The sequence below is a fragment of the Paraburkholderia sediminicola genome, from assembly GCF_046027355.1.
Taxonomy (GTDB): Bacteria; Pseudomonadota; Gammaproteobacteria; order Burkholderiales; family Burkholderiaceae; genus Paraburkholderia; species Paraburkholderia sediminicola_B.
Genome location: NZ_JAQQEK010000018.1, coordinates 63,508 through 86,061, shown reverse-complemented (window position 1 = coordinate 86,061; position 22,554 = coordinate 63,508). Strand labels below are relative to the sequence as shown.

The window sequence follows — 22,554 nt, the reverse complement described above, 5'->3', positions numbered from 1 at the left end:
TTACGCGCCGATCAGGACGCGCGCATAGTGGTCGATCAGCAGCGCGGCGAACAGCAGCGAGAGATAGACGATCGAATAACGGAAGGTCTTGCGCGCCAGATCGTCCGAGTACTCGCGATAGATCTTCCACGCATAGGCAAGAAACACGGCACCCAGTAACACGGCCGACGCGAGATACACCACGCCGCTCATGCCGGAGATGAAGGGCATCATGGTGACCGCGAACAGGATCACCGTGTACAGCAGAATATGCAGGCGCGTGTACTTCTCGCCGTGCGTGTTCGGCAGCATCGGCAGGCCGGCGTTTTCGTAGTCTTTGCGGCGATACAGCGCGAGCGCCCAGAAATGCGGCGGCGTCCACACGAAGATGATCAGCACCAGGATCCAGGCGTCGCCGGGCACGTGGCCGGTGACCGCGGCCCAGCCGAGCGCCGGCGGCATGGCGCCCGAGGCGCCGCCGATCACGATGTTCTGCGGCGTGGCAGGCTTGAGCAGCAGCGTATAGACGACGGCATAGCCGACGAACGTGGCCAGCGTGAGCCACATGGTGAGCGGATTGGCGAACGTGTAGAGCGTCCACATGCCGAGGCCGCCGAGTACGGCCGAAAACAGCAGAATCTGCGTGGTGGTGATTTCGCCGCGCGCGGACGGGCGCCACGAGGTGCGGCGCATCTTGGCGTCGATCTTCTGCTCGACGAGGCAATTGATGGCGAACGCCGCGCCGGCCAGTAACCAGATGCCGACGGTGCCGCCGATCAGGGGAGTCCAAGGCACCATGCCGGGCGTCGACAGGAACATGCCGATGACGGCGCAGAACACGGCGAGTTGCGTGACGCGCGGCTTCGTCAGGGCGATGTACTGGGAGACCCGGCTACCGGGCGTTTGGGAGAGTGTTGTGCTGTCCATGTGGAGTCACGCTGGCGCGGCATCGCGCGCAGGGAGCACGGCGCGGCCGGGACGGCTATAAGCGATCCGAAAGTTTAACATAACGAGCAGAAGCAGCAGGATCGCGGCCCCGCCGTTATGCGCGACCGCAATGGGCAACGGCCATTGCAGAACGATGTTCGACAGCCCGGTGATGAACTGGATCAGCACGACCAGCAGCACGCCGTTTGCGGGGCGCCGCAGCGACTCGAAGCGGCGCAGTTTCAGCGCGAACCACACCAGATAGGCGACCACGACGATGGCGAATGTGCGATGCGTCCAATGAATCGCCACCAGTGCATCCTGCGTGATCATGTCGCCGTCGCCGGTCATGCCGAGCGCGCGCCAGAGGTGGAAGCCGTGCGCGAAATCCATCGGCGGGACCCATTGACCGTTGCAGGTCGGGAAATCCGTGCACGCGAGCACCGCGTAGTTCGTGCTGACCCACCCGCCCAGCGCGATCTGCGCGATCAGCAGCACCAGACCTGCGATTGCCGCCGCGCGCCAGCGCGCGGCTTCGGGCTCGTAAGCGGGCAACGGCGTTTGCCGTGCGGCCAGCCAGCCGAGCGTGCCCAGTAGCGCGAGTCCGAGCAGTAGGTGCGTCGTCACGATGATCGGTTGCAGCTTCATCGTCACGGTCCAGGCGCCGAACGCGCCTTGCACCAGAATCAGCAGCAACAGCGAGGTGGGCCACCACGGCGACACATGCAACGGACGCCGCTTGATGCGCGCCGTCCACGCGATGAGGGTCTGCGCGATGATCAGCACGCCGATCGCCATCGCGAAGTAACGGTGGATCATTTCGATCCAGGCTTTCGTCATGCTGACCGGTCCGGTGGGCATCGCCTGATGCGCGGCTGTAATCGCCGCATGCGCGATGAACGGCGACGAGGTGCCGTAACAGCCCGGCCAGTCCGGACAGCCGAGCCCGGAATCGGTGAGTCGCGTGAAGCCGCCGAACATCACCAGATCGAGCGTGAGAAAGGTGGTGAGCCAGACCAGCTTGCGGAATTTGTTGTCGTCAGCCTTGACCCACACGTAGGACAGCGGCAACAACGCGATACACAAGCCGATCAGGGCCAGTTGCAGTACGAACATCTCTCTTACCTATATTGCGGCATCAGCCGATGCGCGACCATTTGAGCAGCTTGGTCAGGTCGCCTTTGATCTTGCTGGGGTTCGGATCTTTCGGGAAACGCATCATCAGATTGCCGTTCGGATCGACCAGGTAGATGTGGTCGGTAACCTTGGTGCCGCTATCCGTTGGCAGCCATGCGGACACCTGCGCCGGATCGGCGATCATCATGTCGGTGTCGGGATAGGCCTTTTGTATCACGTCCGAGACGTTGCCTGCATCGGTGCGCAGCCACACTTCCACGACGCGCTCGCGTTCCGGGCCCTGAGCTGCGCGGATTTGTCGCATGAAGTAGAGCTTGGTGACGCACGCTTTGTCGCACGCGCTGTTGTCGATCGAAATCATCAGCCAGTGGCCGCGCAGTGTGTCGAACTTGACGGGCTTGCCGTCCTCGCCGGTGACCATGAGCGAATCGGGAATCGGGCGTTGCGGTTCGACCAGCGTGCCGTAACTCGTGGTGCCGCCGGTCGGCCGGATCACGTAGTACGTGAAATACGACACGGCGATCGGAGCGGCGCAGATGATCGCCACCAGCAGCAGCATCCAGCGGCCGCGCTTCCACGAGCCTTTGCCGTTGGGTTGACCGGGCATCGCTCGGGGCGCTGCGGGTTTGCCGGCTTGCGGTGAACGGGGAGATTGCGTCGACACTACTGGACCTCTTTCAATGATTTGCGCGGCTTGCGAAGTTGGACCGCAAACCGCATGTGCTGTGCTGCGTTATACGCCCGGGACGTGCTCTTTCCTGGCGGCGCGGCGCGCGGCATACAGGCCGAAGACCAGCGCGGCGGCCGCCATACCCCACCATTGGAACATGTAGCCATAGTTACGCTCGACGCCGCTAGTAGGCGCGGGCCAATCGCGCACCAGTTTGTCGCCGTCATCGCTCAACTGTTGAATCACGAACGATTGCAGCGGCAGGCCGGTTTCCGCGGCGTACGCAGCGACATCCAGATTCTGGCGGATCAGTTGATGCTCGGCCGAACCACCCTGCCCCAACTCATAAGCGCGTGAGGCGTCGGCCCGCGCAATGCCTTCGATTTCGATGTCGCCTTGCGGCGTGGTGTACGGCGCGATGGTCTCGCGATTGTTCATGTTGCGCGGTAACCAGCCGCGATTGACCAGCACGTAGCCGCCGTCGGCCAGTTTAAAAGGCATCACGACGTAAAAGCCCGGCTGGTCGTTATACGGACGATTATCGAGGTAGACGACCTTGTCCGCGACGAAACTGCCACGCGCCTTCACGCGATGAAACTCGATGTCCTTTAGCTCGATCGGCGCGCCGCTCACCGGTTGCGCGGGTGCGTTCTCGAACTGCGTGATGTGCGCTTCGAGCGCTTCCTTCTGATGCGCGCGGTCGCGCTGCCAGAAACCTAGCCGCACGGTCACCACGATCACCAGCAGAATCAACAGCGCGGGAACGAGGCGGAACTTCATCGCGCACGCTCCAACGACACCTGCGGCGTCACGGGGAGCCCACGGCAAACGCAGGCGCGCGGTGCGATAATAAACGTCTTGCCTCTGCGCTTCCTGGTTTCAGCTGGTTCCATGCACATTCTCGTTCCCATCGCCTTCGTCCTGATCATCGCCAGCATGGTGTCGGCGCTGTACTTCATGATGCATGACAAGGGCAAAACCAAGCGGATGGTCTGGTCGCTCGCCACGCGGGTGGGCCTGTCGATCTCGCTGTTCCTGTTCATCCTGTTCGCTCACTGGATGGGCTGGATTCAGTCGACCGGTATTCCTTACGGGCGCTGAGCCCGGCGGAAAAATCTCCACGCCGCCAAACAAAACGCCGCCCTGACAGGGTCGAGGGCGGCGCTGCGTAGTTTTACGAACTGCTGCTGTCTTGCGTGGTTGCTCGTGCGCAGCGCCCCGCAGGATCTGGCGCGAACGGCCTGCACACATTCCGAAGTTGTCGGTAGGCGCAGGCCAGACTGCGTTACAGCCAGTACACGACGACGTACAGCCCAAGCCACACGACGTCCACAAAGTGCCAATACCAGGCCGCGCCTTCGAACGCGAAGTGATGCTCCGCCGTGAAGTGGCCGCGGATCATACGCGCCAGCACGACTGCCAGCATCGTGCCGCCGAGGAACACGTGAAAGCCGTGGAAACCGGTCAGCAGGAAGAACGTCGAACCATACACGCCCGACGACAGCGTCAGATTCAGCTCGTTGTATGCGTGGAAGTATTCGAAGCCTTGCAGGAACAGGAAGCAGACGCCGAGCACGAGCGTTGCGGCCAGCCAGATGATCGCCTTCTTGCGATGGTCTTCACGCAGCGCGTGGTGCGAGACCGTCAACGTCGCGCCCGAGGAAAGCAGCAGCGCCGTGTTGATGGTCGGCACCGGCCACGGCTGCATCGACTTGAAGGTCGAGACCAGCGCTGCCGGACCGTTGTTCGGCCACACGGCCGAGAAATCCGGCCAGATCAGTTTGTAATCGAGGCTGCCCAGTTGATGCAGCGCGATCTCACGCGCATAGAACAGCGCGCCGAAGAACGCACCGAAGAACATCACTTCGGAGAAGATGAACCAGCTCATGCTCCAGCGGTACGACTTGTCGACATTCTTGCCGTACATGCCGCCTTCCGACTCGGCGATCGCGTCGCCGAACCAGTGCCACAGCGTAAAGAGCAGCCACAACAAACCGGCGACGACGCCGATCGGCGCCCAGTCATGTTCGTTGATCCAGGCCGCAAGCGATCCGAGCATGACCAGCAACCCAACAGCGGCGCTAATCGGATGCCGCGACGGATGCGGTACGAAATAGTACGGGCTCTCGTTTTGACCGCTCATTCTTGATTCTCCACTTCAGTCCAGTTGTTCCGGAATTTCCGGCTGTATCTTCGGCGGCGCGTCGATACCGCACCGCTTCGCTCTAATTGTTGGGCGCTGCTTCGCCCGATTCTACGTGTGCGTCTGGTGCTTCAGCCTACTACGACGCGCACGATCAGAATCAGCGCCACGATAAAAATTGCCGCGCAGATCAACGCTGCCGCGATCACATGCAGCGGGTTCAACTGCGTGGCGTCCGCCTCCAGATCGCGACGCTTGCGCACCCCGAAAAACGACCAGAACACCGCACGCATCGACTGACCAAAACTGCTCTTGCGCGGGCTGCCGCCGTTATCGCTCATCTCGTTTCTTCTTCCTTCGCCTGCGACGTGAGCCGTCAGGCGGGATTGGCGGCGGTGGCCGCGCTTGTAGCCGTATTGGCCGTGGGCGCCGCGCCTCCGGCCGTCGCCGCTGCCGGCGTATTCAATTCAAAGAACGTGTACGACAACGTGATCGTTTTCACGTCTTTCGGCAACTTCGGATCGACCACGAACACCACCGGCAGGCGCTTCGTCTGATTCGCCGTCAACGTTTGCTGCGTAAAGCAAAAACACTCGATCTTCTTGAAGTACTCGGTGGCCTGCTTCGGCGCGTAGCTCGGAATGGCTTGCGCCTGAATCGTGCGCGCCTGTTCGTTGCTCACCTCGTACATCACCGTCGTCACTTCGCCCGGATGCACGTCGAGACTGCGCTGCTCCGGCTTGAAACCCAGCGGGCCGCGCGCGTTCGCATCGAATTCGATCGAAATCGTGCGGCTCATGTCGACCTGCGTATTCTTCGCCTCGCGCACCGTGGCATCACGCTGCACGAGGTTGTTGATACCGGTGATCTGACAGATCGCGCGGTACATCGGCACCAGCGCGAAACCGAAACCGAACATCATCAACGCGACGATGAACAGCTTGATCAGCATCGAACGGTTAAAAGAGCGGTCGGCCTGAGCCGGCGGTTGCGTCGACATCTCAATCCTCAACAAACCTGCAAACGGACTTGAACCGCACCGTCAGGTGAACCACTTCTGATGAATGATGACGCTCGCGAAAAAGACCGCGGCGATCACGAACATCACGAAACCGATCCGCCGGTTGCCCGCGCGAATCTGCTCGGGTGTACGTCTTTCTTGAGGATTGCGCGTCATGCTCGACTTTCTGAATGCTTTTTGACTACGGGTACCGCCACTACTTTCGTGATCGCCGGCTCAGGTAACGAACTGCTGCGCTGCCGGAGCCGGCAATCTCACCGTGCGCCGATTACTCGACGGTCGGCGGGTTTTCGAACGTGTGGAACGGAGCCGGGCTCGGCACGGTCCATTCGAGGCCCGTTGCGCCGTCCCACGGCTTGTCGCCAGCCTTTTCGAGTTCGCCGCCGCCACGGTAGGCCGGCAGTGCAACCGCGAACAGGAAGTAGACCTGCGCCAGACCGAAGCCGAACGCGCCGATCGAGATGACCTGGTTCCAGTCCGTGAACTGCGCCGGGTAGTCAGCATAACGACGCGGCATACCTGCGAGACCAACGAAGTGCATCGGCAGGAACGCGAGGTTGAAGAAGAACAGCGACGCCCAGAAGTGGATCTTGCCGCGCGTCTCGTTGTACATCCAGCCGGTCCACTTCGGCGCCCAGTAGTACCACCCGGAGAACAGCGCGAAGAGCGAGCCCGCCACCAGCACGTAGTGGAAGTGCGCGACGACGAAATAAGTACCGTGATACTGGATGTCGAGCGGGGCCATTGCCAGCATGAGACCCGACAGACCACCGAACGTGAACACGATCAGGAAGCCAACCGCGAACAACATCGGCGTTTCGAAGCTCAGCGAACCGCGCCACATCGTCGCGACCCAGTTGAACACCTTCACGCCCGTCGGCACGGCGATCAGCATGGTGGCGTACATGAAGAACAGCTGGCCCGTGACCGGCATACCGGTTGCGAACATGTGGTGCGCCCAGACCATGAACGACAGAATCGCGATCGACGACGTTGCGTACACCATCGAGCTATAGCCGAACAGCGGCTTGCGCGAGAACGCCGGAATCACCTGCGACACGATCCCGAACGCCGGCAAGATCATGATGTACACCTCGGGGTGCCCGAAGAACCAGAAAATGTGCTGGTACATGACCGGGTCGCCGCCGCCTGCCGCGTTGAAGAACGACGTGCCGAAGTGACGATCGAACAGCACCATGGTGATCGCGCCTGCCAGAACCGGCATCACGGCGATCAGCAGGTAGGCGGTGATCAGCCACGTCCAGACGAACATCGGCATCTTCATCAGCGTGAGGCCCGGTGCGCGCATGTTCAGGATCGTCACGACGATGTTGATCCCGCCCATGATCGACGAAGCACCCATCAAGTGGACCGCGAAAATCGCGAAGTCCATGCCCGGGCCCATCTGCGTGGAGAGCGGCGCGTACAGCGTCCAGCCCGCGGCGGTCGCGCCGCCCGGCGAGAAGAACGAACCGACCAGCAGGACAGCCGCCACCGGCAGAAGCCAGAAGCTGAAGTTGTTCATGCGGGCGAAAGCCATGTCCGATGCGCCGATCTGCAGCGGCACCATCCAGTTCGCGAAGCCGACGAAAGCCGGCATGATCGCGCCGAACACCATGATCAGGCCATGCATGGTGGTCAACTGGTTGAAGAACTCGGGACGCATGATCTGCAAGCCCGGCTCGAACAGTTCGGCACGGATCATCAGCGCCATCACGCCCCCGGAGAGGAACATGGTGAACGAGAAGATCAGGTACAGCGTACCGATGTCCTTGTGATTGGTTGCGAACAGCCAACGGCGCCAGCCATGCGGCGTTTCGTGGGCATGGTCGCCGTGCACGTGTTCGTGGCCTGCGACTACATCGTGTCCGATGCTAGACATGACAATCTCCTAAAGCGAATACTGCGGTGCTGACCATGAACACGTCAGGCAGCCGGGCTGATCTGAACACGCCGGGCTTCTTTCGCGTCGCTGCCGCCCGTGATCGTTTCCGGCTTCTTCAAAATAATATGGTCTTCGGCAATGCCGGCTGCTTTCAACGCGTCGCGCACGGCTTCGGCGCGACTCTTCGCGAGCTTCGCGTTGAGGTCGGCGGAGCCGGTGGCGTCGGTGAAGCCCGACAGCGTGAATTTCGCGTCCGGATGCGCCTTCGCGTAGGCCGCGGCTGCGTCGACCGCCGCTTTCGCGTCGGCCGGCAACGTGCTCTTGCCGGTTTCGAAGTAGATGCTCGCCGGCAATGCCGCTTGTGTTGCCGCGCTGTCCGAACCGGCCGCTGCCGCTTCAGCACCGGAGGCACCCGAAGCTGCCGCCGCGCCCGAAGCCGCTTCCGCGCCGCTCGCCGCTGCACCTGCGTCGGCCAGATGGTTGCCGCCTTCCGGCAGCTTGCCGTTACGGGCGTCCGCGACCTGCTTCGGCTGGAGAATATCGCCGGTGTGGTTGCCCCACGAGTTACGTTCGTACGTGACCACCGAAGCGATTTCGACGTCGTTCAGCGTAGGCGCCCACGACGGCATCGCGTTCTTGCCCTTCAGCACCAGGCTGACGTGCTCGGCGATCGCGCCATTGGCGATCTTGCTGCCGTCGAGCGCCGGGAATGCGCCCGCGCCCTTGCCGGTCGGCTGGTGGCAGACCGCGCAATTCGCCGCGTAGACCTTGCCGCCGCGCTCCATCAGCTCGGCCATGGTGTAGGTCTTGTTCGGATCGTCCTGACCGGCGGCCATTTTCTTCTTCTGCGTGTCGACCCACTTCGCGTAGTCGTCGGCGGACAGCACTTCGACCACCACCGGCATGAACGCGTGTTCCTTGCCGCACAGTTCGGTACAGAAGCCGCGGAACGTGCCGGTCTTCTCAGCCTTGAACCACGTGTCGCGCACGAAACCCGGAATCGCGTCCTGCTTCACGCCGAAAGCCGGCACGTACCAGGAGTGGACCACGTCGTTCGCGGTGGTGATGATGCGGATTTTCTTGTCGACCGGGACGACCAGTGGATTGTCGACTTCCTGCAGATACGTGGTGGAAATCGGCTCGCGGCCATCGGTTTCCGCACGCGGCGTGGCCAGCGTGGACAGGAAGTTGATGCCTTCGCCCGGGCCCTTGACGTAGTCGTAGCCCCATTTCCACTGATAGCCGGTGACCTTGATGGTGACGTCGGCGTTGGTGGTGTCTTTCATTGCGACCACCGTCTTGGTGGCGGGCAGTGCCATCAACACGACGATGATGAACGGCACGATCGTCCAGATGATTTCGACGGTCGTGCTTTCGTGGAAGTTGGAAGCTTTGTGGCCTTTCGATTTGCGGTGAGCAAAGATCGAATAGAACATCACGCCGAACACACCGACGAAGATGACCAGGCAAAGTACCAGCATGAACATGTGGAGGCTGAAGAGCTCCTCAGCGATCTTGGTCGCAGGCGGCTGGAGATTGATCTCGTTGACGGCAGGGCCGCCCGGAACATCGCCCACTGCCAGGGCCGCGCCGGCGAAAAGCAGTCCGCTCATCGCCAGCACGCCCATGAGGGCTCGCTTGATTGTTTTCATAGCTTCCTTACCCAAAATTTCCATTCAAACCCTCGACCCCGCTGGCAGGTTGCCTCGCGCTCCCCGTGAACGCCGCGTGACTTCATACGTCTAACAACGCGTGAGCCACATACGCAATTCGCCTGCGAACTGCGCGCGCCGATACTGCGCGAGATGTTGCCCGATCATGATCGTCTGGCCGCGCGAGACCAGTTTGATCCGGTCACGCGGTGTTGCGCCCGCCTCGATCCGCACCCAGCGCGGATTGAACTCGAACTGCGTGAGCTGCTCGGCGCTGACCTGCTCGATGACGAGCCGGTTCTGAAACAACCGGATACGCTCGTAATCCACAGCATGACGCGCATAGATGGCAAACGCGATGCCCACCGCCAGCAATTCGACACCGGTGAACGGCAACACCAGCCAGGCGCCGACCAGAACCAGCATGAAAGCAATTGCCAACGAGAACAACGCAAGCGACACGTAGAAACATACGAACTGCCGCGGCGATATCGAACAGTTGCGTTTCATCGTCCAGTCTTTGAGAACTGGTTCTGAATCCGCCAGCAGATCTGATGCTTCCATCGCTGCCTCCCGCCGATTGTCTCCAATCGCCGCCAGCGGTCATTCCTCGCGACCGTTATTCCGGCCGCTCGATCACCGCCGCGTCATCTTATCTTGCTGCCCTGTGCCTCGGGCCTGCCGCCCCAAATGTGGGAACTCCGGGCGACAAACTGACGCATTATAGGCGCGATCCATAGCATCCACAAGCAAGCCTCGATTGGCCCACAAGCCAGGCGCGACAAGCCTCCGCGCCGTTTTGACGCACCATTTGCGCGTCTTTTGAAGCGGTAATTTCAGACATAACAGATGTCCTCTTTACCGCCTCGTCGATTCCTCAACGATTCCTCGACGAACCGCGTCCGATGTCCTCGATCCGGACGATGCCATGACCTTCCGCCGTAGTGCGCGGCACGGCTTTCCATGCGTGTCCGTAGATCACCTCGAAGGTCAGCGCGATCGTACCGTCGGCGCGCCGGCGGGCTTCGAGGGCCGCCAGCAAAGCCTTGTGCAGCCGACGCGCGGCGGCGCTCGACGACGCTTCGCGCTCGAACGGATAGGCGCCCCAGCGGCGCACGTCGGCGAGCAGCGACTGCGGCGACTGATAGGTAATGGTGAGGACTTCCTGGTCCATCACGGGAATCTCGAAGCCGCTTTCGACCAGCATGTCGCCGAGATCGTGCATGTCGACGAAATCGATCACATGCTTGCGCGAGGCGACGCCGTGCGCGGCCTCGACTTCGGCGTAGGCGCCGCGCAATTCCTTGAGGGAGTCGGGGCCGAGCGTGCTGAACATCAGCAGCCCATTGACCTTGAGCACGCGCTGCCACTCGGGAAACACGAGATCGGGCCGCGAGTGCCAGTGCAGCGCCAGATTGGACCAGATGAATTCGAAGGCGCCGGCCGCGAACGGCAGCGCCGAAAAGTCGGCTTGCGCGAACCGCGGCCCGCGGGCGCCGAGCGCCTTGCCGAGCGAGGCCGGCAGAAAGCGCCGCCAGCTCGTGTCACCGGAATCGTGCTGCAGCGCGCGCGTGAGCATGCCGTGCGACAGGTCGGAGCCGAACACCGGCGCTTCGGGAAAACGCTCGCGCAAAGCGGGAATGTCTTCGCCCGCGCCGCAGCCGGCGTCGAGCACGCTCGCGGGTGTGACCTTGATGTAGTCGAGGCGCTCGCGCATGCGTTGCGCGATTTCGCGAGGCAGGAATGCGACGTCGCCGAAAGTCGCTGCGCGGCGGTCGAAGATCCGCCGGAGGCGCCGGGAATCATAGGCCGGACGGCCTGATTGAGCGGGAGTTGGGGACATGAGTGTCGTGCTGGCGTGGAGCAGGAAGTATACTCGCTCGCTTCCTTCCATTCAGCGTGAAAGGCCTTCGCGGGCGGTCCAGTCATGCCAATCCGGCCCAATTCGTCATTTTCCGGCGGCAGATTCGCGCGTTTCGCGCGCGGCTTACATTCAGCCTGGCCGCGCGTGATGCACGCTGCGTTGCCGAACCTCTGCGCGTTATGCGGCAATTTGTCGCATACGACGCTGTGCGCCGGTTGCGACGAAGCCTACTGGAACGAAGCGCGGTTGCGCTGCACCGTCTGCGCGGTGCCTTTATCCAGTTCGCGATGGGCGGCGCACGCGCAATATCGCTGCGCGGATTGCATCGGCGAGCCGCCGCCGTTCGACGTAACCTTCGCCCTCGCCGACTACCGCGCTCCGCTCGACACGTTGGCGGTCGGTCTAAAATTTCGCGCCCGGCTGATGCTGGCGCGCGAGTTTGCACAACGGCTCGCGCGTCTTGCACAGGATTCCGGGCAAGACCTTGCTGAATGGCCGGATGTGATCACACCCGTGCCGCTTGCAAACAAACGTCTCACCGAGCGCGGCTACAACCAGGCCTGGCAGATCGCGAGACCGCTCGCCCGCGCGCTGAAAGTACGCAGCGACGCGACCTTGCTGAATCGCGTGATTCACACCGCGCCGCAGTCGCGGCTCGATCTCGACGCCCGCCGCCTGAACGTGGGCCGCGCGTTCAAGGTCGCCGGGTCCGTGCAAGGCCTGCACGTCGGCATCGTCGACGATGTGATGACGACCGGCGCAACGCTCGAAGCGCTGGCGCGCACGCTCAAGGCGGCCGGCGCGCGGCGGGTCACCAACTTCGTCGCGCTGCGCACGCCGAAAAACTAGTCTCCACCTGAGTTCACCATGTTCAATGTCGTTCTCGTAGAACCGGAAATCCCGCCGAACACCGGCAACGTGATCCGCCTGTGCGCCAACACTGGCGCCCGGCTGCATCTGATCGAGCCGCTCGGCTTTCCACTCGACGACGCCAAGTTGCGCCGCGCCGGCCTCGACTATCACGAGTACGCGCAAATGAACGTGCATCCGGACTGGGCGGCGTTCATCGCCAAGGAATCGCCGGACCCGGCGCGCATGTTCGCGTTCACCACGCGCGGCTCGGGCCGCTTTCACGAGCACGCGTTTCAATCCGGCGACTGGTTCGTGTTCGGCGCCGAAACGCGCGGCCTGCCCGACTCGGTGCTCGACCAGTTCGCCAACGAGCAACGGGTGCGCCTGCCCATGCGTCCGGGCAACCGCAGCCTTAATCTGTCGAATACCGTCGCGGTCGTGGTGTTCGAAGCGTGGCGTCAGACCGGCTTCGAAGGCGGCGCCTGACGGCGTTCCAATTCGGCCTCGTAGCGCGCGAACATGGCGTCGTCGAAACAGGCGAACAGCACCTGTTCGATCTGCGGCGTGCGCACCAAAGTGTCGAGCACCGTGCCGACCGCGATCCGCACGGCCTCGTCAGCGGGGAAATGGTAGATGCCGCAACTGATCGCGGGGAACGCAATGCTCTTGCACTGCGCCTCGCGCCCCACCTCCAGCGAGCGCTGATAGCAGGACGCGAGCAAGTCGGCCTCGCCATGCGAACCACCCCGCCAGACCGGGCCAACGGCATGAATCACATGTTTAGCCGGCAGACGGTAGCCGCCGGTCAGCTTCGCGTCACCGGTCGCACAGCCGCAGAGCGTTTCGCACTCGCGCAGCAAATCCGTGCCGGCCGCGCGATGAATCGCGCCGTCCACGCCCCCTCCGCCCAACAACGACGTATTCGCGGCGTTGACGATCGCATCCACGGCGAGCGTGGTGATGTCGACCACGCGTGCTTCCAGCGTGCAACGATTGAATCTGAGCATGGGAACCTCGCTGATCCGAAGCGTCGATAAAAACGTGGACAGCGAGAGCGGGCAGCCGTTCAGCGCATTGCGCGCTAAACGGCTGAAAGACAAGGTTTATTCAGCTTTGGAGTCGCGCCGCAGCAGGGCGCTGACGGCGTCGCGCGGCGCCACGCCGTCGAACAGCACGGCACAGACCGCTTGCGTGATCGGCATCTCGATAGCATGCGCGCGAGCAATCGCGAGCACGGCTTGCGCGCAACGCACGCCTTCCGCCACGTGACCGAGGGCGCCGAGAATATCGTCGAGCGTGCGGCCCGCGGCGAGTTGCACGCCGACCGTACGATTGCGCGACAGATCACCGGTTGCGGTCAGGATCAGATCGCCCAAGCCGGTCAAACCGGTGAACGTTTCCGCCCGTCCGCCAAGCGTCACGCCGAGGCGCGACATTTCAGCGAGGCCGCGCGTGATCAGCGCCGCGCGCGCATTGAGCCCGAGGCCGAGGCCGTCGGCGATGCCCGTTGCAATGGCCAGCACGTTTTTCACCGCGCCGCCCACTTCCACCCCGACGACGTCGTCGCCGGTATAGATGCGCATGGCGCCGTGATGAAACGCGGCGACCGTGCGCTCGCGGCACGCCGCCGACGCGCTCGCGATGGTCAGCGCGACCGGCAAGCCCTGCCCGACTTCGCGCGCGAAGCTCGGACCGGACAGCACGCCGTTGCTGGCATGCTCCGGCAGTTCGGCCGCGACCACCTGATGCGGCATCAACTGCGAATCGGCTTCAAAACCCTTGCACAACCACACCACATGCGCCGGCACTTTGCCCGCGTCGCGCATGGCCTGAAACAGACCGCGCAGTCCTGCGACGGGCGTCGCCACGACGCATAACGCGTCGTCAGCGAGCGCGTGGTCGAGCGCTGCGTTCAGATCGGCTTCATAGCGAAGCGCAGGCGGCAAAGCAACGCCCGCCAGATAGCGGGCGTTTTCGTGCGAAGCGGAGAGATCGGCAATGAGCGCGGGCTCGCGCGCCCACAACACCGTGTCGTGCCGTACGGCCAGATGGCCGGCGAGCGCTGTGCCCCATGCGCCGGCGCCAAGGACAGCAACCTTCATAGCCGGCACTGCTTGCGACACGTTAGTGCGTGACGCCGTTCTGCGCCGCGCCGTCCTGGCCACCCATCTGCGCGAGGCGTTGCTCGTACAGCGCCTGGAAGTTGATCTCGGCGAGGTGGATCGGCGGGAAACCGGCGCGCGTGATCGCGTCGGCGATGTTCGAGCGCAGGTACGGGAACAGGATGGTCGGGCAGGCAATGCCGACCAGCGGGTCGATCTGCTCAGCCGGAATGTTGCGGATGTCGAAAATGCCGGCTTGCTTGGCTTCGATCAGGAACGCAACCTTGTCCGACACCTTGGCCGTGACCGTGCCCGTGACGAGGATTTCGAACACGGTGTCGGCGAGGCGCTCAGCCTTCACGTCGACTTCGACTTCGACCGAGGGCATTTCCTGCTCGAGGAAGATGCCCGGCGAATTCGGCTGCTCGAGCGACATGTCCTTCAAATAGATGCGCTGGATGTTGAAGAACGGCTGGTTATTCTCGTCGGACATGATGAAGTGATTCCCTGATAGGTATGCATGGCGGCGGCCCATGCTTGCATGGGCCGCCAGATCGTTGCGGCGCGCCGCCCGCCCTGAAGAGGCGAGGCCGCGCCGGCTTGGTGTTCACCCGCCCTTGTCGCGCGCCCGTGGGCGCGCGAATTCAGGCAGTTGCTTCGAGCAGCGGCATCAAACCGCCCGCGCGATCGAGCGCGGAGAGGTCATCGTACCCGCCCACATGCGTCTCGCCGATGAACACTTGCGGCACCGTGCGGCGACCGGTCCGGGTCATCATTTCCTCACGACGGGCCGGGTCTTTGTCGATCAGTACCTTTTCAACGTGCTCGACGCCGCGCGACTTTAAAAGACGTTCGGCCATCTGGCAATACGGGCACACCTGGGTGCTGTACATGATCACTTTGTTCACTTGGCTGCTCCTTGTTTCACAACCGGCATACCGGCTTTCTGCCAGGCGTCGACACCGCCTTCGAGAACATGGACTTCCGCGTAACCTGCATCCTGCACGATACGCGCTGCCTTGTTCGACTGCTGGCCGGTCTGGCATACCAGCAGCACCGGGTTGCTCTTGTTCTTCACGAGTTGCGCGACTTTCGCCTGCAACTCTGCAAATTCAAGGTGCCGTGCCGCGGGCAAATGCCCTTTGGCGTAGTCGGCGGACGGACGCAGGTCGATGACCGCCGCATTGCGCCGGTTGATCAGTTGCGTGGCTTCAGCGGCCGACAGGCCGCCACGGCCGCGCCGGCTGATCGTCGGCCACAGCAGCAACCCACCGGAGATGAGGACGATCGCGATCAGTACAAGGTTTGTGTAATCAGTGAAAAACTTCACGGAAAATCCGCCGAAAAAGAGAGAAATCGAAAAGGGCAATCCACCCATTATAAAATAACCGTCTGACGCGATGGCGGCGCTCCTCCAGAGGACCCCCGCAGCGCTTTACCGCTTCCTCACTACCGACCGGCAATCTCATGTACAAACTCGTTCTCATCCGCCACGGCGAATCGACGTGGAACAAGGAAAACCGCTTCACGGGCTGGGTCGACGTCGACCTCACCGAGCAGGGCAACAATGAGGCGCAGCAAGCGGGCGTGCTGCTGAAGGAATCGGGCTACACGTTCGACATCGCCTACACGTCGGTGCTCAAACGCGCGATCCGCACCTTGTGGCACGTGCAGGACAAAATGGATCTGATGTACCTGCCGGTGGTGCATTCGTGGCGTCTGAATGAACGCCACTATGGCGCGCTGTCGGGTCTGAACAAGGCGGAAACGGCCGCCAAGTTCGGCGACGAACAGGTGCTGGTCTGGCGCCGCAGCTACGACACGCCGCCGCCGGCGCTCGAGCCGACGGACGAGCGCGCGCCGTACGACGATCCGCGTTACGCCAAGGTGCCGCGCGAGCAATTGCCGCTCACCGAATGCCTGAAAGACACGGTCGCGCGCGTTCTGCCCCTGTGGAACGAGTCGATTGCGCCGGCCATCAAGTCGGGCCGCAAGATCGTGATCGCCGCCCACGGCAACTCGATCCGCGCACTGGTGAAATACCTGGACAATATTTCGGACGACGACATCGTCGGCCTGAATATTCCGAACGGCGTGCCGCTCGTCTATGAACTCGACGAAAACCTGAAGCCTATCAAGCACTACTATCTGGGCGACCAGGAAGCGATCGCCAAGGCGCAGGCCGCCGTCGCCAAGCAGGGTAAGGCGGGCTGATTCTGCCATCTTGCCGCCATGCTGCCGTCAGAAATGCAGCGCAGGGGCGGCGCAAGGGCCGCGCCGACCGGCAAGACGTACCGGTCAGCGCGGCTCGCGTCATTCGAGCGCGCCGTTCTGGCCGCCATCGATCCGTTACGGCACATTACTTCATCGTTGTGCGCGCAATCCCACGAACCAGGCCCGGCGCGTGCTGTCGAATCACGATTGCCTGCGCCGCTCCCTGACTTGGCGGGTGTGCAGTTATACTTGTCCGTCCCCATCTCTATCGACGCTGCCACGCGCTTCCGACCGCAACAGACTCTATGCGAAAGAACCTGAAAAATATCGGCCTGATTGCCGCGGGCCTTGCTACCGGTGTATTTGCCACCCTGCAACTCTCGGCTTCGGCCCAGCAACCCGCCAGCGCAGCGTCGAACGCTGTTGCGCCGCTGCCGCTGGACCAGCTCAGGCTCTTTGCCGAAGTCTTCGGGCAAATCAAGCACGAGTACGTCGAACCAGTCGACGATAAAAAGCTTCTCACCGCCGCCATCAAGGGCATGGTGTCGAGCCTCGACCCGCACTCGTCGTATCTCGACAAGACCGATTACGAAGAACTGCAGGAGCAGACCAAGGGTCGCTTCGCCGGTCTCGGCATCGAAATTTCGTCGGAAGACGGCCTGATCAAGGTGATTTCGCCGATCGAGGACACGCCCGCGTTCCGCGCCGGCATCCGTCCGGGCGACCTGATCACGCGTATCAACGACAAACCCGTGCGCGGCATGACGCTCGACCAGGCGGTCAAGCAGATGCGCGGCGACCCGGGCACCAAGGTCACGCTCACCATCTTCCGCAAGACCGACGACCGCACGTTCCCGCTCACCGTGACGCGCGCCATCATCAAGGTCCAGTCGGTCAAGATGAAGATCCTCGCGCCGGGCTACGCCTATGTGCGGATCACCAGCTTCCAGGAACGCACCACGCCTGATCTCGCAGCGAAGCTGCAAGACATTGCGCGTCAGCAGCCGAATCTGAAGGGTCTCGTGCTCGACCTGCGTAATAACGGTGGCGGCCTGCTGCAAAGCGCGGTCGGTGTGGCCGGCGCGTTCCTCCCGCCGAATTCGGTTGTGGTGTCCACCAACGGCCAGATTCCGGATTCGAAGCAGGTCTATCGCGACACCTACGACAACTACCGCCTGCAATCCTTCGACAGCGATCCGCTGAAGGACGAAGCGCCGATCTTCAAGACCGTGCCCATGATTGTGCTGACCAACGCCTACTCCGCGTCGGCGTCGGAAATCGTCGCGGGCGCGCTGCAAGATCAGCATCGTGCGCTGATCGTCGGCAAGACGACCTTCGGCAAGGGTTCGGTGCAGACCGTGCGCCCCATGACGGCGGACACCGCGCTGCGTCTGACCACGGCGTACTACTACACACCGAGCGGCCGTTCAATCCAGAACAAGGGCATCCGTCCTGACATCGCGGTCGATCAATACGCAGAAGGCGATCCGGACGACGCGCTCGTCACGCGCGAAGTCGACTACTCGAATCACCTTGCGAACACGCAAGACCCGAACGAGAAGAAGGAAGCGGAACAGCGCGAACAGGAACGCATGGACCAGTTGCGCCAGCTCGAAGAGCAGAACGATAAGAAAACGCCCGAACAGCGTCAGAAGGATCGTGAGCGCAAGCCGGTGGAATTCGGTTCGACCGACGACTTCATGCTGCAACAGGCTCTGAACAAGCTGGAAGGCAAGCCGGTGCAGGAATCGAAGTCGCTGACCGAGCGCCGTCTCGCGCAGAACAAGCCGGCCACGTCGGCGTCCGCGCCGGTCGCGGTGAAGCCGACGCAACCGGTGCCGGGCGCATCGGCGCCTGCTTCGCAAAGCAACTAAGCAGCAAGCCCGACGTGTCTTCGCAGCGGAACATGCTGCGAAGACACGCTGTAATACCCGGCACCCGCAAGAACACCCGCTCCCGGCGCGATTAAAATATCGAAAACGCGCACGGCAGGCCCATCGGTCCTGCATCACATCGCGCGACACATTCACGCGCCCCGCCATGAACGACGATCAACTCCTTCGCTATTCCCGCCACATCCTCGTCGATGAAATCGGCATCGAGGCGCAGCAGCGTTTTATCGATGCGCACGCGATCATCGTCGGCGCGGGCGGCCTGGGTTCGCCCGCCGCGATGTATCTGGCGGCGGCCGGCGTCGGCCGTTTGACGCTGGTCGATGCCGATACGGTCGACCTGACCAATCTGCAGCGGCAGATCCTGCATGTGACCGCTTCCATCGGGCGCAAAAAGGTGGAGTCCGGGCGCGACGCGATCGCGCAGATCAATCCCGAAGTCGTGGTGAACGCGGTGGCCGAGCGCGTCGACGACGCGTGGCTCGACGCGCACGTGCCGAATGCGACCGTCGTGCTCGATTGCACCGACAACTTCGCGACGCGCCACGCGATCAACCGCGCCTGTGTGAAGCACGGCGTGCCGTTGGTGTCAGGCGCGGCGCTACGTTTCGACGGCCAGATCAGCACCTTCGATTTCCGCGACGAAGCGTCGCCCTGCTATGCCTGCGTGTTCCCTGAAGACCAGCCGTTCGAGGAAGTCGCCTGTTCGACCATGGGCGTGTTCGCGCCGACGGTCGGCATTGTCGGTTCGATGCAGGCCGCCGAAGCGCTCAAGGTAATCGGCACAATCGGCACGCCGTTGCTCGGCCGCCTGATGATGCTCGATTCGCTGCGGATGGAGTGGACCACAATGCGCATCGCGCGCCAGCCGGATTGCCCGGTGTGCGGGCAGACGCACCTCGCCTGACTCGAGCCTCCTCAACCGCACGCTGAAACAGAAACGCCGCCCAATGGGCGGCGTTTCCTTATCTGATGAAGCGAACGCGTCGACTCAGGCCAGCATCACACGCTTGAGCGCAGCCTGCACCTCTTCCGGTTCGAACGAAGCCAGCACATCGGCCACCGGCTTCTCAAGCGTCTTCAGATGCGAGCGCAGCACTTCCTGCTTGACCACCAGCAACTGGCTCGGATGCATCGAGAACTCAGTGAGGCCCATGCCGAGCAATAGACGCGTCAACGCCGGATCCCCCGCCATCTCACCGCACACCGAAACCGGCACGCCCGCCCGCTTCGCTTCGCGCAGCGTAAATGCGATCAGATGCAGCACCGCCGGATGCAGCGGGTCATACAGATGCGCGACCGAATTGTCCGCGCGATCGATCGCGAGCGTGTACTGGATCAGATCGTTGGTGCCGATCGACAAAAAATCGAGCCGTTTCAGGAACAGCGGCAAGGCGATGGCGGCGGCCGGAATCTCGATCATCGCGCCGACCTGCACGTTCGGATCGTAGGCCATGCCCGCGTCGTCGAGCTGACGCTTGGCTTCGCGAATCAGATCGAGCGTCTGATCGATTTCCTGGGCATGCGCGAGCATCGGAATCAGAATCTTCACCGAGCCGAACGCCGACGCACGCAGAATCGCGCGCAACTGCGTGAGGAACATCTGCGGCTCGGAGAGGCTCCAGCGAATCGCTCTCAGCCCCAAGGCAGGGTTCGCGGCGGTTTCGTAACCGTCGCCCCCGCTCATCGAATCGAGCGGCTTGTCGGCGCCCACGTCGATCGTGCGGATGGTAACGGGCAGTCCGTTCATCAACTCGACCGCGCGACGGTACGCGCCGAACTGTTCTTCCTCTTCCGGCAAACGGTCCTTGTGATTCATGAACAGGAACTCGGTGCGGAACAGGCCGACGCCCGTCGCACCCGCGTCGATCGCGGCGAGCGCGTCGTCCGGCAACTCGATGTTCGCGCACAGTTCGATGCGGGTGCCGCACAGCGTCTGCGTGGGCGAAAACTTCAGCCGCTGCAGCTTGCGCTGCTCGAGCGCTTTCTCGCTCTGCCGATACGAGTATTCTTCGAGCACGATCGGCGCGGGGTCGACGATCACAATGCCGTGATCGCCGTCGACAATGATCAGGTCATCCTGGCGAATCAGCGCGCTCGCGTGCTGCACGCCGACCGCGGCTGGAATGCCCAGGCTGCGCGCGACGATCGCCGTATGCGACGTGCGGCCGCCGAGGTCCGTGACGAAGCCCTGAAACGTCTGCGTCTTGAACTGCATCATGTCGGCCGGCGCGATGTCGTGCGCGACCACGATCATCTCGTCGCAGGCGCCGTGCACGCCATCGCCCAGCGCCACCGACGCGCCGGCAAGCGCCTTCAGCACGCGCTCCACCACCTGTTCGATGTCGGCTTTGCGCTCGCGCAGGTACTCGTCTTCGATATCGTCGAAATGGCGCGACAGGCGCTCGAGCTGTTCGGTCAGCGCCCACTCCACGTTGTAGCGTCGCGTGCGGATCAGGTCGAAGGTTTCCTGCACGAGCATCGCATCGTTCAGGATCATTGAATGAACGGTGATGAACGCGCCCATTTCACTGGGCGCGTCCGCCGCGAGATCGGCGCGCAGCATCTCGAGCTCGTAATGCACGTGTTGTTGGGCCACGCGAAAGCGTTCGATCTCGCTCTCGATCTGGGCGGGTTCGATCAGATAGTGGTCTACGTCAAGTGCAGCCGGGGCGATCAGATAAGCCCGCCCGATGGCGATACCGCGTGACACGGGAATTCCATGCAGCGTGAAGGACACGCGCACCTCCTCTAGTTGTGTGATGCCGCGGCAAACCGCTGCAATGCTCTCAGACACTGTTCATCATTATAAATTCCGCGCCCTTTCCAGGCGCGCTGGGGTTGTGTGCAGTGCAGCACGAATTACCGTAAGCAGCCTTAGTGATGCGCCTTCATCCGTCTCGCGTTTCGGCAACGCGAATCCTGCATGTGCATGTCGACGCGCGCGCCCTCACGCGCGTTTCGTCTGTCCATTGTCACGCGCTAAAAAAAACGCCGCGGACAACCGCGGCGTTTTTGCTCATCGCAACGTGGACGCGCTAGCCTTATTGGCCCTCGCCGAATTTATCGGCAATCAGTTTCAACAATGCGTCCATCGCTTCTTTTTCGTCCGAGCCTTCCGTTTCGATCAGCACCGTGCTGCCGATGCCCGCGGCCAGCATCATCACACCCATGATGCTCTTGGCGTTGATACGGCGGCCATTGCGGCTCATCCAGATTTCCGCCTGATAGTTGCCCGCGAGTTGGGTCAACTTGGCCGACGCGCGCGCGTGCAGCCCCAGCTTGTTCACAATAGTCGTTTCGTGTTGCAGCATGTGATGGTCCGAAGCGCGGGTAAGTTGTTGTGAAAGGTGAAACTGCTAACCGGTTGCAATGCGTTTGACACCCAGGCGAGGCGGCCGATCGACTTACAAGCCGGCCGAGTCGGCTTTCTGCGTCAGATCGGCGTCGGCCGGCAACGCGGGCATGCAAGCGCCACCGCACGCCGCATCGGGCGGCAGAGCCGGCAAACAGTCGCCGGACTCCGCGGTGGGCGCGACGGGCGCCGGAGTCGCCGGTCCGATCGCATGCACGCCCTTGGTGGCGCCGGCGAGTGCCTTGTCGACCAGCGTGTCGAGCGGCGTGGCGCGATAACAGACCGCGCGCACCAGCATCGGCAAATTGACGCCGCACAGCACGCGCACGTCCGGCAGCGACGCGAGCCGTCCGGCGATATTCGCCGGCGTGGCGCCGAACATATCCGTGAGGACGAGCGCGCCGTTTTCTTCCTTCAGACGCTCGATTTCCGAATTCGCAAACGCAACCTGCTGTGCGGGATCGCAATCCGGCGATACGTCGATCACGCCGATGCGAGCCGGCAAGCCACCATAGATGTGCGAAATACAATCGCGCAACGCGGTGGCGAACGGAGCGTGCGCAATGATCAGAATGCCTGCCATGTCAGCCTTACTGCAAAAGAACGGCCCCGAACCGTGGACCGGGCCGAAGCCCGGTTCGTCAGCGCCCTCTGCCGGCCGTGGGCCATGAGGGCCGGAACGCATCGTTTGACGAGCGGCCCGCCGCGCATGGCATCGCGCCTGCGCTAGCGAAACATTGCTCGCCTACAGTCCGCAAACCATGCCAGTGACACCCGTTTGGGTGCCAGCAATTGCGCCTGGCGCGGAGGAGCGGGCATTGTATCAGGCTCATTTTCGCGCCAAATCCGGCGTGCTGCGTG

General features: G+C 62.7%; 26 protein-coding genes. 6 read left to right on the top strand and 20 right to left on the bottom strand.

The features are described from left to right. From cyoE to PQR42_RS27520, 4 genes are all read right to left on the bottom strand, one after another. The gene (gene cyoE, locus PQR42_RS27535) at positions 1-906 is read right to left on the bottom strand and encodes a heme o synthase (protein WP_408389075.1); all 906 of its coding nucleotides are present in this window, start codon (positions 904-906) and stop codon (positions 1-3) included. Between the two features lie 6 nt (positions 907-912). Next, positions 913-2,022, bottom strand: a complete 1,110-nt coding sequence (locus PQR42_RS27530; RefSeq protein ID WP_408389077.1) for a COX15/CtaA family protein — start codon at positions 2,020-2,022, stop codon at positions 913-915. A gap of 22 nt (positions 2,023-2,044) precedes the next feature. Continuing rightward, a complete protein-coding gene (locus PQR42_RS27525; protein ID WP_408389079.1) occupies positions 2,045-2,707 on the bottom strand; it encodes an SCO family protein in 663 nt (220 codons plus the stop codon). A 69-nt stretch (positions 2,708-2,776) separates the two neighbouring features. Beyond that, positions 2,777-3,493, bottom strand: a complete 717-nt coding sequence (locus PQR42_RS27520; protein ID WP_408389081.1) for an SURF1 family protein — start codon at positions 3,491-3,493, stop codon at positions 2,777-2,779. Between the two features lie 111 nt (positions 3,494-3,604). On the opposite strand from PQR42_RS27520, the gene PQR42_RS27515 reads away from it, so the two are divergent. Beyond that, the gene (locus PQR42_RS27515; RefSeq protein ID WP_007179452.1) at positions 3,605-3,814 is read left to right on the top strand and encodes a twin transmembrane helix small protein; all 210 of its coding nucleotides are present in this window, start codon (positions 3,605-3,607) and stop codon (positions 3,812-3,814) included. Between the two features lie 184 nt (positions 3,815-3,998). On the opposite strand, the gene PQR42_RS27510 is transcribed toward PQR42_RS27515, so the two are convergent. From PQR42_RS27510 to PQR42_RS27475, 8 genes are all read right to left on the bottom strand, one after another. Next, positions 3,999-4,856, bottom strand: a complete 858-nt coding sequence (locus tag PQR42_RS27510; protein ID WP_132376152.1) for a cytochrome c oxidase subunit 3 — start codon at positions 4,854-4,856, stop codon at positions 3,999-4,001. A gap of 131 nt (positions 4,857-4,987) precedes the next feature. Then, on the bottom strand, positions 4,988-5,197 hold the full coding sequence (locus PQR42_RS27505; protein ID WP_408389083.1) for a DUF2970 domain-containing protein: 210 nt from the start codon (positions 5,195-5,197) through the stop codon (positions 4,988-4,990). 35 nt (positions 5,198-5,232) lie between these two features. Further along, positions 5,233-5,856 (bottom strand): cytochrome c oxidase assembly protein, encoded by a 624-nt coding sequence (locus PQR42_RS27500; RefSeq protein ID WP_408389085.1) that lies wholly within the window; start codon positions 5,854-5,856, stop codon positions 5,233-5,235. 42 nt (positions 5,857-5,898) lie between these two features. After that, positions 5,899-6,033: a cytochrome oxidase small assembly protein gene (locus PQR42_RS27495; protein WP_097391202.1), complete on the bottom strand. Its 135-nt coding sequence runs from the start codon at positions 6,031-6,033 to the stop codon at positions 5,899-5,901. A 112-nt stretch (positions 6,034-6,145) separates the two neighbouring features. Further along, on the bottom strand, positions 6,146-7,759 hold the full coding sequence (gene ctaD / locus PQR42_RS27490) for a cytochrome c oxidase subunit I (protein WP_106282189.1): 1,614 nt from the start codon (positions 7,757-7,759) through the stop codon (positions 6,146-6,148). 44 nt (positions 7,760-7,803) lie between these two features. Further along, the gene (gene coxB / locus PQR42_RS27485; protein ID WP_408389087.1) at positions 7,804-9,438 is read right to left on the bottom strand and encodes a cytochrome c oxidase subunit II; all 1,635 of its coding nucleotides are present in this window, start codon (positions 9,436-9,438) and stop codon (positions 7,804-7,806) included. 66 nt (positions 9,439-9,504) lie between these two features. Beyond that, positions 9,505-9,978 carry a DUF2244 domain-containing protein gene (locus tag PQR42_RS27480; RefSeq protein WP_408389089.1) on the bottom strand — a complete coding sequence of 158 codons (474 nt, stop codon included), beginning with the start codon at positions 9,976-9,978 and terminating at the stop codon, positions 9,505-9,507. A gap of 313 nt (positions 9,979-10,291) precedes the next feature. After that, a complete protein-coding gene (locus PQR42_RS27475) occupies positions 10,292-11,257 on the bottom strand; it encodes a methyltransferase domain-containing protein (RefSeq protein ID WP_408389091.1) in 966 nt (321 codons plus the stop codon). An 84-nt stretch (positions 11,258-11,341) separates the two neighbouring features. Between PQR42_RS27475 and PQR42_RS27470 the strand changes: the two genes are divergently transcribed. Further along, positions 11,342-12,127 carry a phosphoribosyltransferase family protein gene (locus PQR42_RS27470; protein WP_408389093.1) on the top strand — a complete coding sequence of 262 codons (786 nt, stop codon included), beginning with the start codon at positions 11,342-11,344 and terminating at the stop codon, positions 12,125-12,127. A gap of 18 nt (positions 12,128-12,145) precedes the next feature. Further along, positions 12,146-12,616 carry a tRNA (uridine(34)/cytosine(34)/5-carboxymethylaminomethyluridine(34)-2'-O)-methyltransferase TrmL gene (trmL, locus tag PQR42_RS27465; RefSeq protein ID WP_408213339.1) on the top strand — a complete coding sequence of 157 codons (471 nt, stop codon included), beginning with the start codon at positions 12,146-12,148 and terminating at the stop codon, positions 12,614-12,616. On the opposite strand, the gene PQR42_RS27460 is transcribed toward trmL, so the two are convergent. The 5 genes from PQR42_RS27460 to PQR42_RS27440 form a co-directional block, all read right to left on the bottom strand. After that, complete coding sequence (locus tag PQR42_RS27460) at positions 12,589-13,137, bottom strand: O-acetyl-ADP-ribose deacetylase (RefSeq protein WP_408389095.1); 549 nt, start codon at positions 13,135-13,137, stop codon at positions 12,589-12,591. The two genes, trmL and PQR42_RS27460, sit on opposite strands and share 28 nt — an antisense overlap. Positions 13,138-13,233: 96 nt before the next feature. Beyond that, positions 13,234-14,232, bottom strand: a complete 999-nt coding sequence (locus PQR42_RS27455; RefSeq protein ID WP_408213345.1) for an NAD(P)H-dependent glycerol-3-phosphate dehydrogenase — start codon at positions 14,230-14,232, stop codon at positions 13,234-13,236. A 22-nt stretch (positions 14,233-14,254) separates the two neighbouring features. Further along, a complete protein-coding gene (secB, locus tag PQR42_RS27450) occupies positions 14,255-14,725 on the bottom strand; it encodes a protein-export chaperone SecB (protein ID WP_007179465.1) in 471 nt (156 codons plus the stop codon). A 151-nt stretch (positions 14,726-14,876) separates the two neighbouring features. Beyond that, the gene (gene grxC / locus PQR42_RS27445) at positions 14,877-15,140 is read right to left on the bottom strand and encodes a glutaredoxin 3 (protein WP_007179466.1); all 264 of its coding nucleotides are present in this window, start codon (positions 15,138-15,140) and stop codon (positions 14,877-14,879) included. Next, entirely contained in the window at positions 15,137-15,562 is a 426-nt protein-coding gene (locus PQR42_RS27440) for a rhodanese-like domain-containing protein (RefSeq protein ID WP_012431601.1), read from the bottom strand. Before PQR42_RS27440 ends, grxC begins: the two co-directional genes overlap by 4 nt. Before the next feature lie 137 nt (positions 15,563-15,699). Between PQR42_RS27440 and gpmA the strand changes: the two genes are divergently transcribed. The 3 genes from gpmA to PQR42_RS27425 all read left to right on the top strand — a co-directional run bounded on the left by gpmA (position 15,700) and on the right by PQR42_RS27425 (position 19,245). Then, a complete protein-coding gene (gpmA, locus tag PQR42_RS27435; protein WP_408213348.1) occupies positions 15,700-16,446 on the top strand; it encodes a 2,3-diphosphoglycerate-dependent phosphoglycerate mutase in 747 nt (248 codons plus the stop codon). A 305-nt stretch (positions 16,447-16,751) separates the two neighbouring features. Then, positions 16,752-18,320: a S41 family peptidase gene (locus PQR42_RS27430; RefSeq protein ID WP_408213352.1), complete on the top strand. Its 1,569-nt coding sequence runs from the start codon at positions 16,752-16,754 to the stop codon at positions 18,318-18,320. A gap of 166 nt (positions 18,321-18,486) precedes the next feature. Next, positions 18,487-19,245 carry a HesA/MoeB/ThiF family protein gene (locus tag PQR42_RS27425; RefSeq protein ID WP_408389097.1) on the top strand — a complete coding sequence of 253 codons (759 nt, stop codon included), beginning with the start codon at positions 18,487-18,489 and terminating at the stop codon, positions 19,243-19,245. 84 nt (positions 19,246-19,329) lie between these two features. Here the strand turns inward: PQR42_RS27425 and ptsP are convergent, their stop codons facing one another. From ptsP to PQR42_RS27410, 3 genes are all read right to left on the bottom strand, one after another. Further along, the gene (ptsP, locus tag PQR42_RS27420) at positions 19,330-21,078 is read right to left on the bottom strand and encodes a phosphoenolpyruvate--protein phosphotransferase (protein ID WP_408213358.1); all 1,749 of its coding nucleotides are present in this window, start codon (positions 21,076-21,078) and stop codon (positions 19,330-19,332) included. 304 nt (positions 21,079-21,382) lie between these two features. Continuing rightward, on the bottom strand, positions 21,383-21,652 hold the full coding sequence (locus PQR42_RS27415; protein WP_408213361.1) for an HPr family phosphocarrier protein: 270 nt from the start codon (positions 21,650-21,652) through the stop codon (positions 21,383-21,385). Between the two features lie 93 nt (positions 21,653-21,745). Further along, entirely contained in the window at positions 21,746-22,276 is a 531-nt protein-coding gene (locus PQR42_RS27410; protein ID WP_408213364.1) for a PTS sugar transporter subunit IIA, read from the bottom strand. Between the last annotated feature and the right edge of the window lie 278 nt (positions 22,277-22,554).

Bases quoted from the DNA above. Each gene is read 5' to 3' on its own strand.
- cyoE (WP_408389075.1), bottom strand. From the start codon at position 906: ATGGACAGCACAACACTCTCCCAAACGCCCGGTAGCCGGGTCTCCCAG.
- PQR42_RS27530 (WP_408389077.1), bottom strand. From the start codon at position 2,022: ATGTTCGTACTGCAACTGGCCCTGATCGGCTTGTGTATCGCGTTGTTG.
- PQR42_RS27520 (WP_408389081.1), bottom strand. From the start codon at position 3,493: ATGAAGTTCCGCCTCGTTCCCGCGCTGTTGATTCTGCTGGTGATCGTG.
- PQR42_RS27515 (WP_007179452.1), top strand. From the start codon at position 3,605: ATGCACATTCTCGTTCCCATCGCCTTCGTCCTGATCATCGCCAGCATG.
- PQR42_RS27510 (WP_132376152.1), bottom strand. From the start codon at position 4,856: ATGAGCGGTCAAAACGAGAGCCCGTACTATTTCGTACCGCATCCGTCG.
- PQR42_RS27505 (WP_408389083.1), bottom strand. From the start codon at position 5,197: ATGAGCGATAACGGCGGCAGCCCGCGCAAGAGCAGTTTTGGTCAGTCG.
- PQR42_RS27500 (WP_408389085.1), bottom strand. From the start codon at position 5,856: ATGTCGACGCAACCGCCGGCTCAGGCCGACCGCTCTTTTAACCGTTCG.
- PQR42_RS27495 (WP_097391202.1), bottom strand. From the start codon at position 6,033: ATGACGCGCAATCCTCAAGAAAGACGTACACCCGAGCAGATTCGCGCG.
- ctaD (WP_106282189.1), bottom strand. From the start codon at position 7,759: ATGTCTAGCATCGGACACGATGTAGTCGCAGGCCACGAACACGTGCAC.
- coxB (WP_408389087.1), bottom strand. From the start codon at position 9,438: ATGGAAATTTTGGGTAAGGAAGCTATGAAAACAATCAAGCGAGCCCTC.
- PQR42_RS27480 (WP_408389089.1), bottom strand. From the start codon at position 9,978: ATGGAAGCATCAGATCTGCTGGCGGATTCAGAACCAGTTCTCAAAGAC.
- PQR42_RS27475 (WP_408389091.1), bottom strand. From the start codon at position 11,257: ATGTCCCCAACTCCCGCTCAATCAGGCCGTCCGGCCTATGATTCCCGG.
- PQR42_RS27470 (WP_408389093.1), top strand. From the start codon at position 11,342: ATGCCAATCCGGCCCAATTCGTCATTTTCCGGCGGCAGATTCGCGCGT.
- trmL (WP_408213339.1), top strand. From the start codon at position 12,146: ATGTTCAATGTCGTTCTCGTAGAACCGGAAATCCCGCCGAACACCGGC.
- PQR42_RS27460 (WP_408389095.1), bottom strand. From the start codon at position 13,137: ATGCTCAGATTCAATCGTTGCACGCTGGAAGCACGCGTGGTCGACATC.
- PQR42_RS27455 (WP_408213345.1), bottom strand. From the start codon at position 14,232: ATGAAGGTTGCTGTCCTTGGCGCCGGCGCATGGGGCACAGCGCTCGCC.
- secB (WP_007179465.1), bottom strand. From the start codon at position 14,725: ATGTCCGACGAGAATAACCAGCCGTTCTTCAACATCCAGCGCATCTAT.
- gpmA (WP_408213348.1), top strand. From the start codon at position 15,700: ATGTACAAACTCGTTCTCATCCGCCACGGCGAATCGACGTGGAACAAG.
- PQR42_RS27430 (WP_408213352.1), top strand. From the start codon at position 16,752: ATGCGAAAGAACCTGAAAAATATCGGCCTGATTGCCGCGGGCCTTGCT.
- PQR42_RS27425 (WP_408389097.1), top strand. From the start codon at position 18,487: ATGAACGACGATCAACTCCTTCGCTATTCCCGCCACATCCTCGTCGAT.
- PQR42_RS27415 (WP_408213361.1), bottom strand. From the start codon at position 21,652: ATGCTGCAACACGAAACGACTATTGTGAACAAGCTGGGGCTGCACGCG.
- PQR42_RS27410 (WP_408213364.1), bottom strand. From the start codon at position 22,276: ATGGCAGGCATTCTGATCATTGCGCACGCTCCGTTCGCCACCGCGTTG.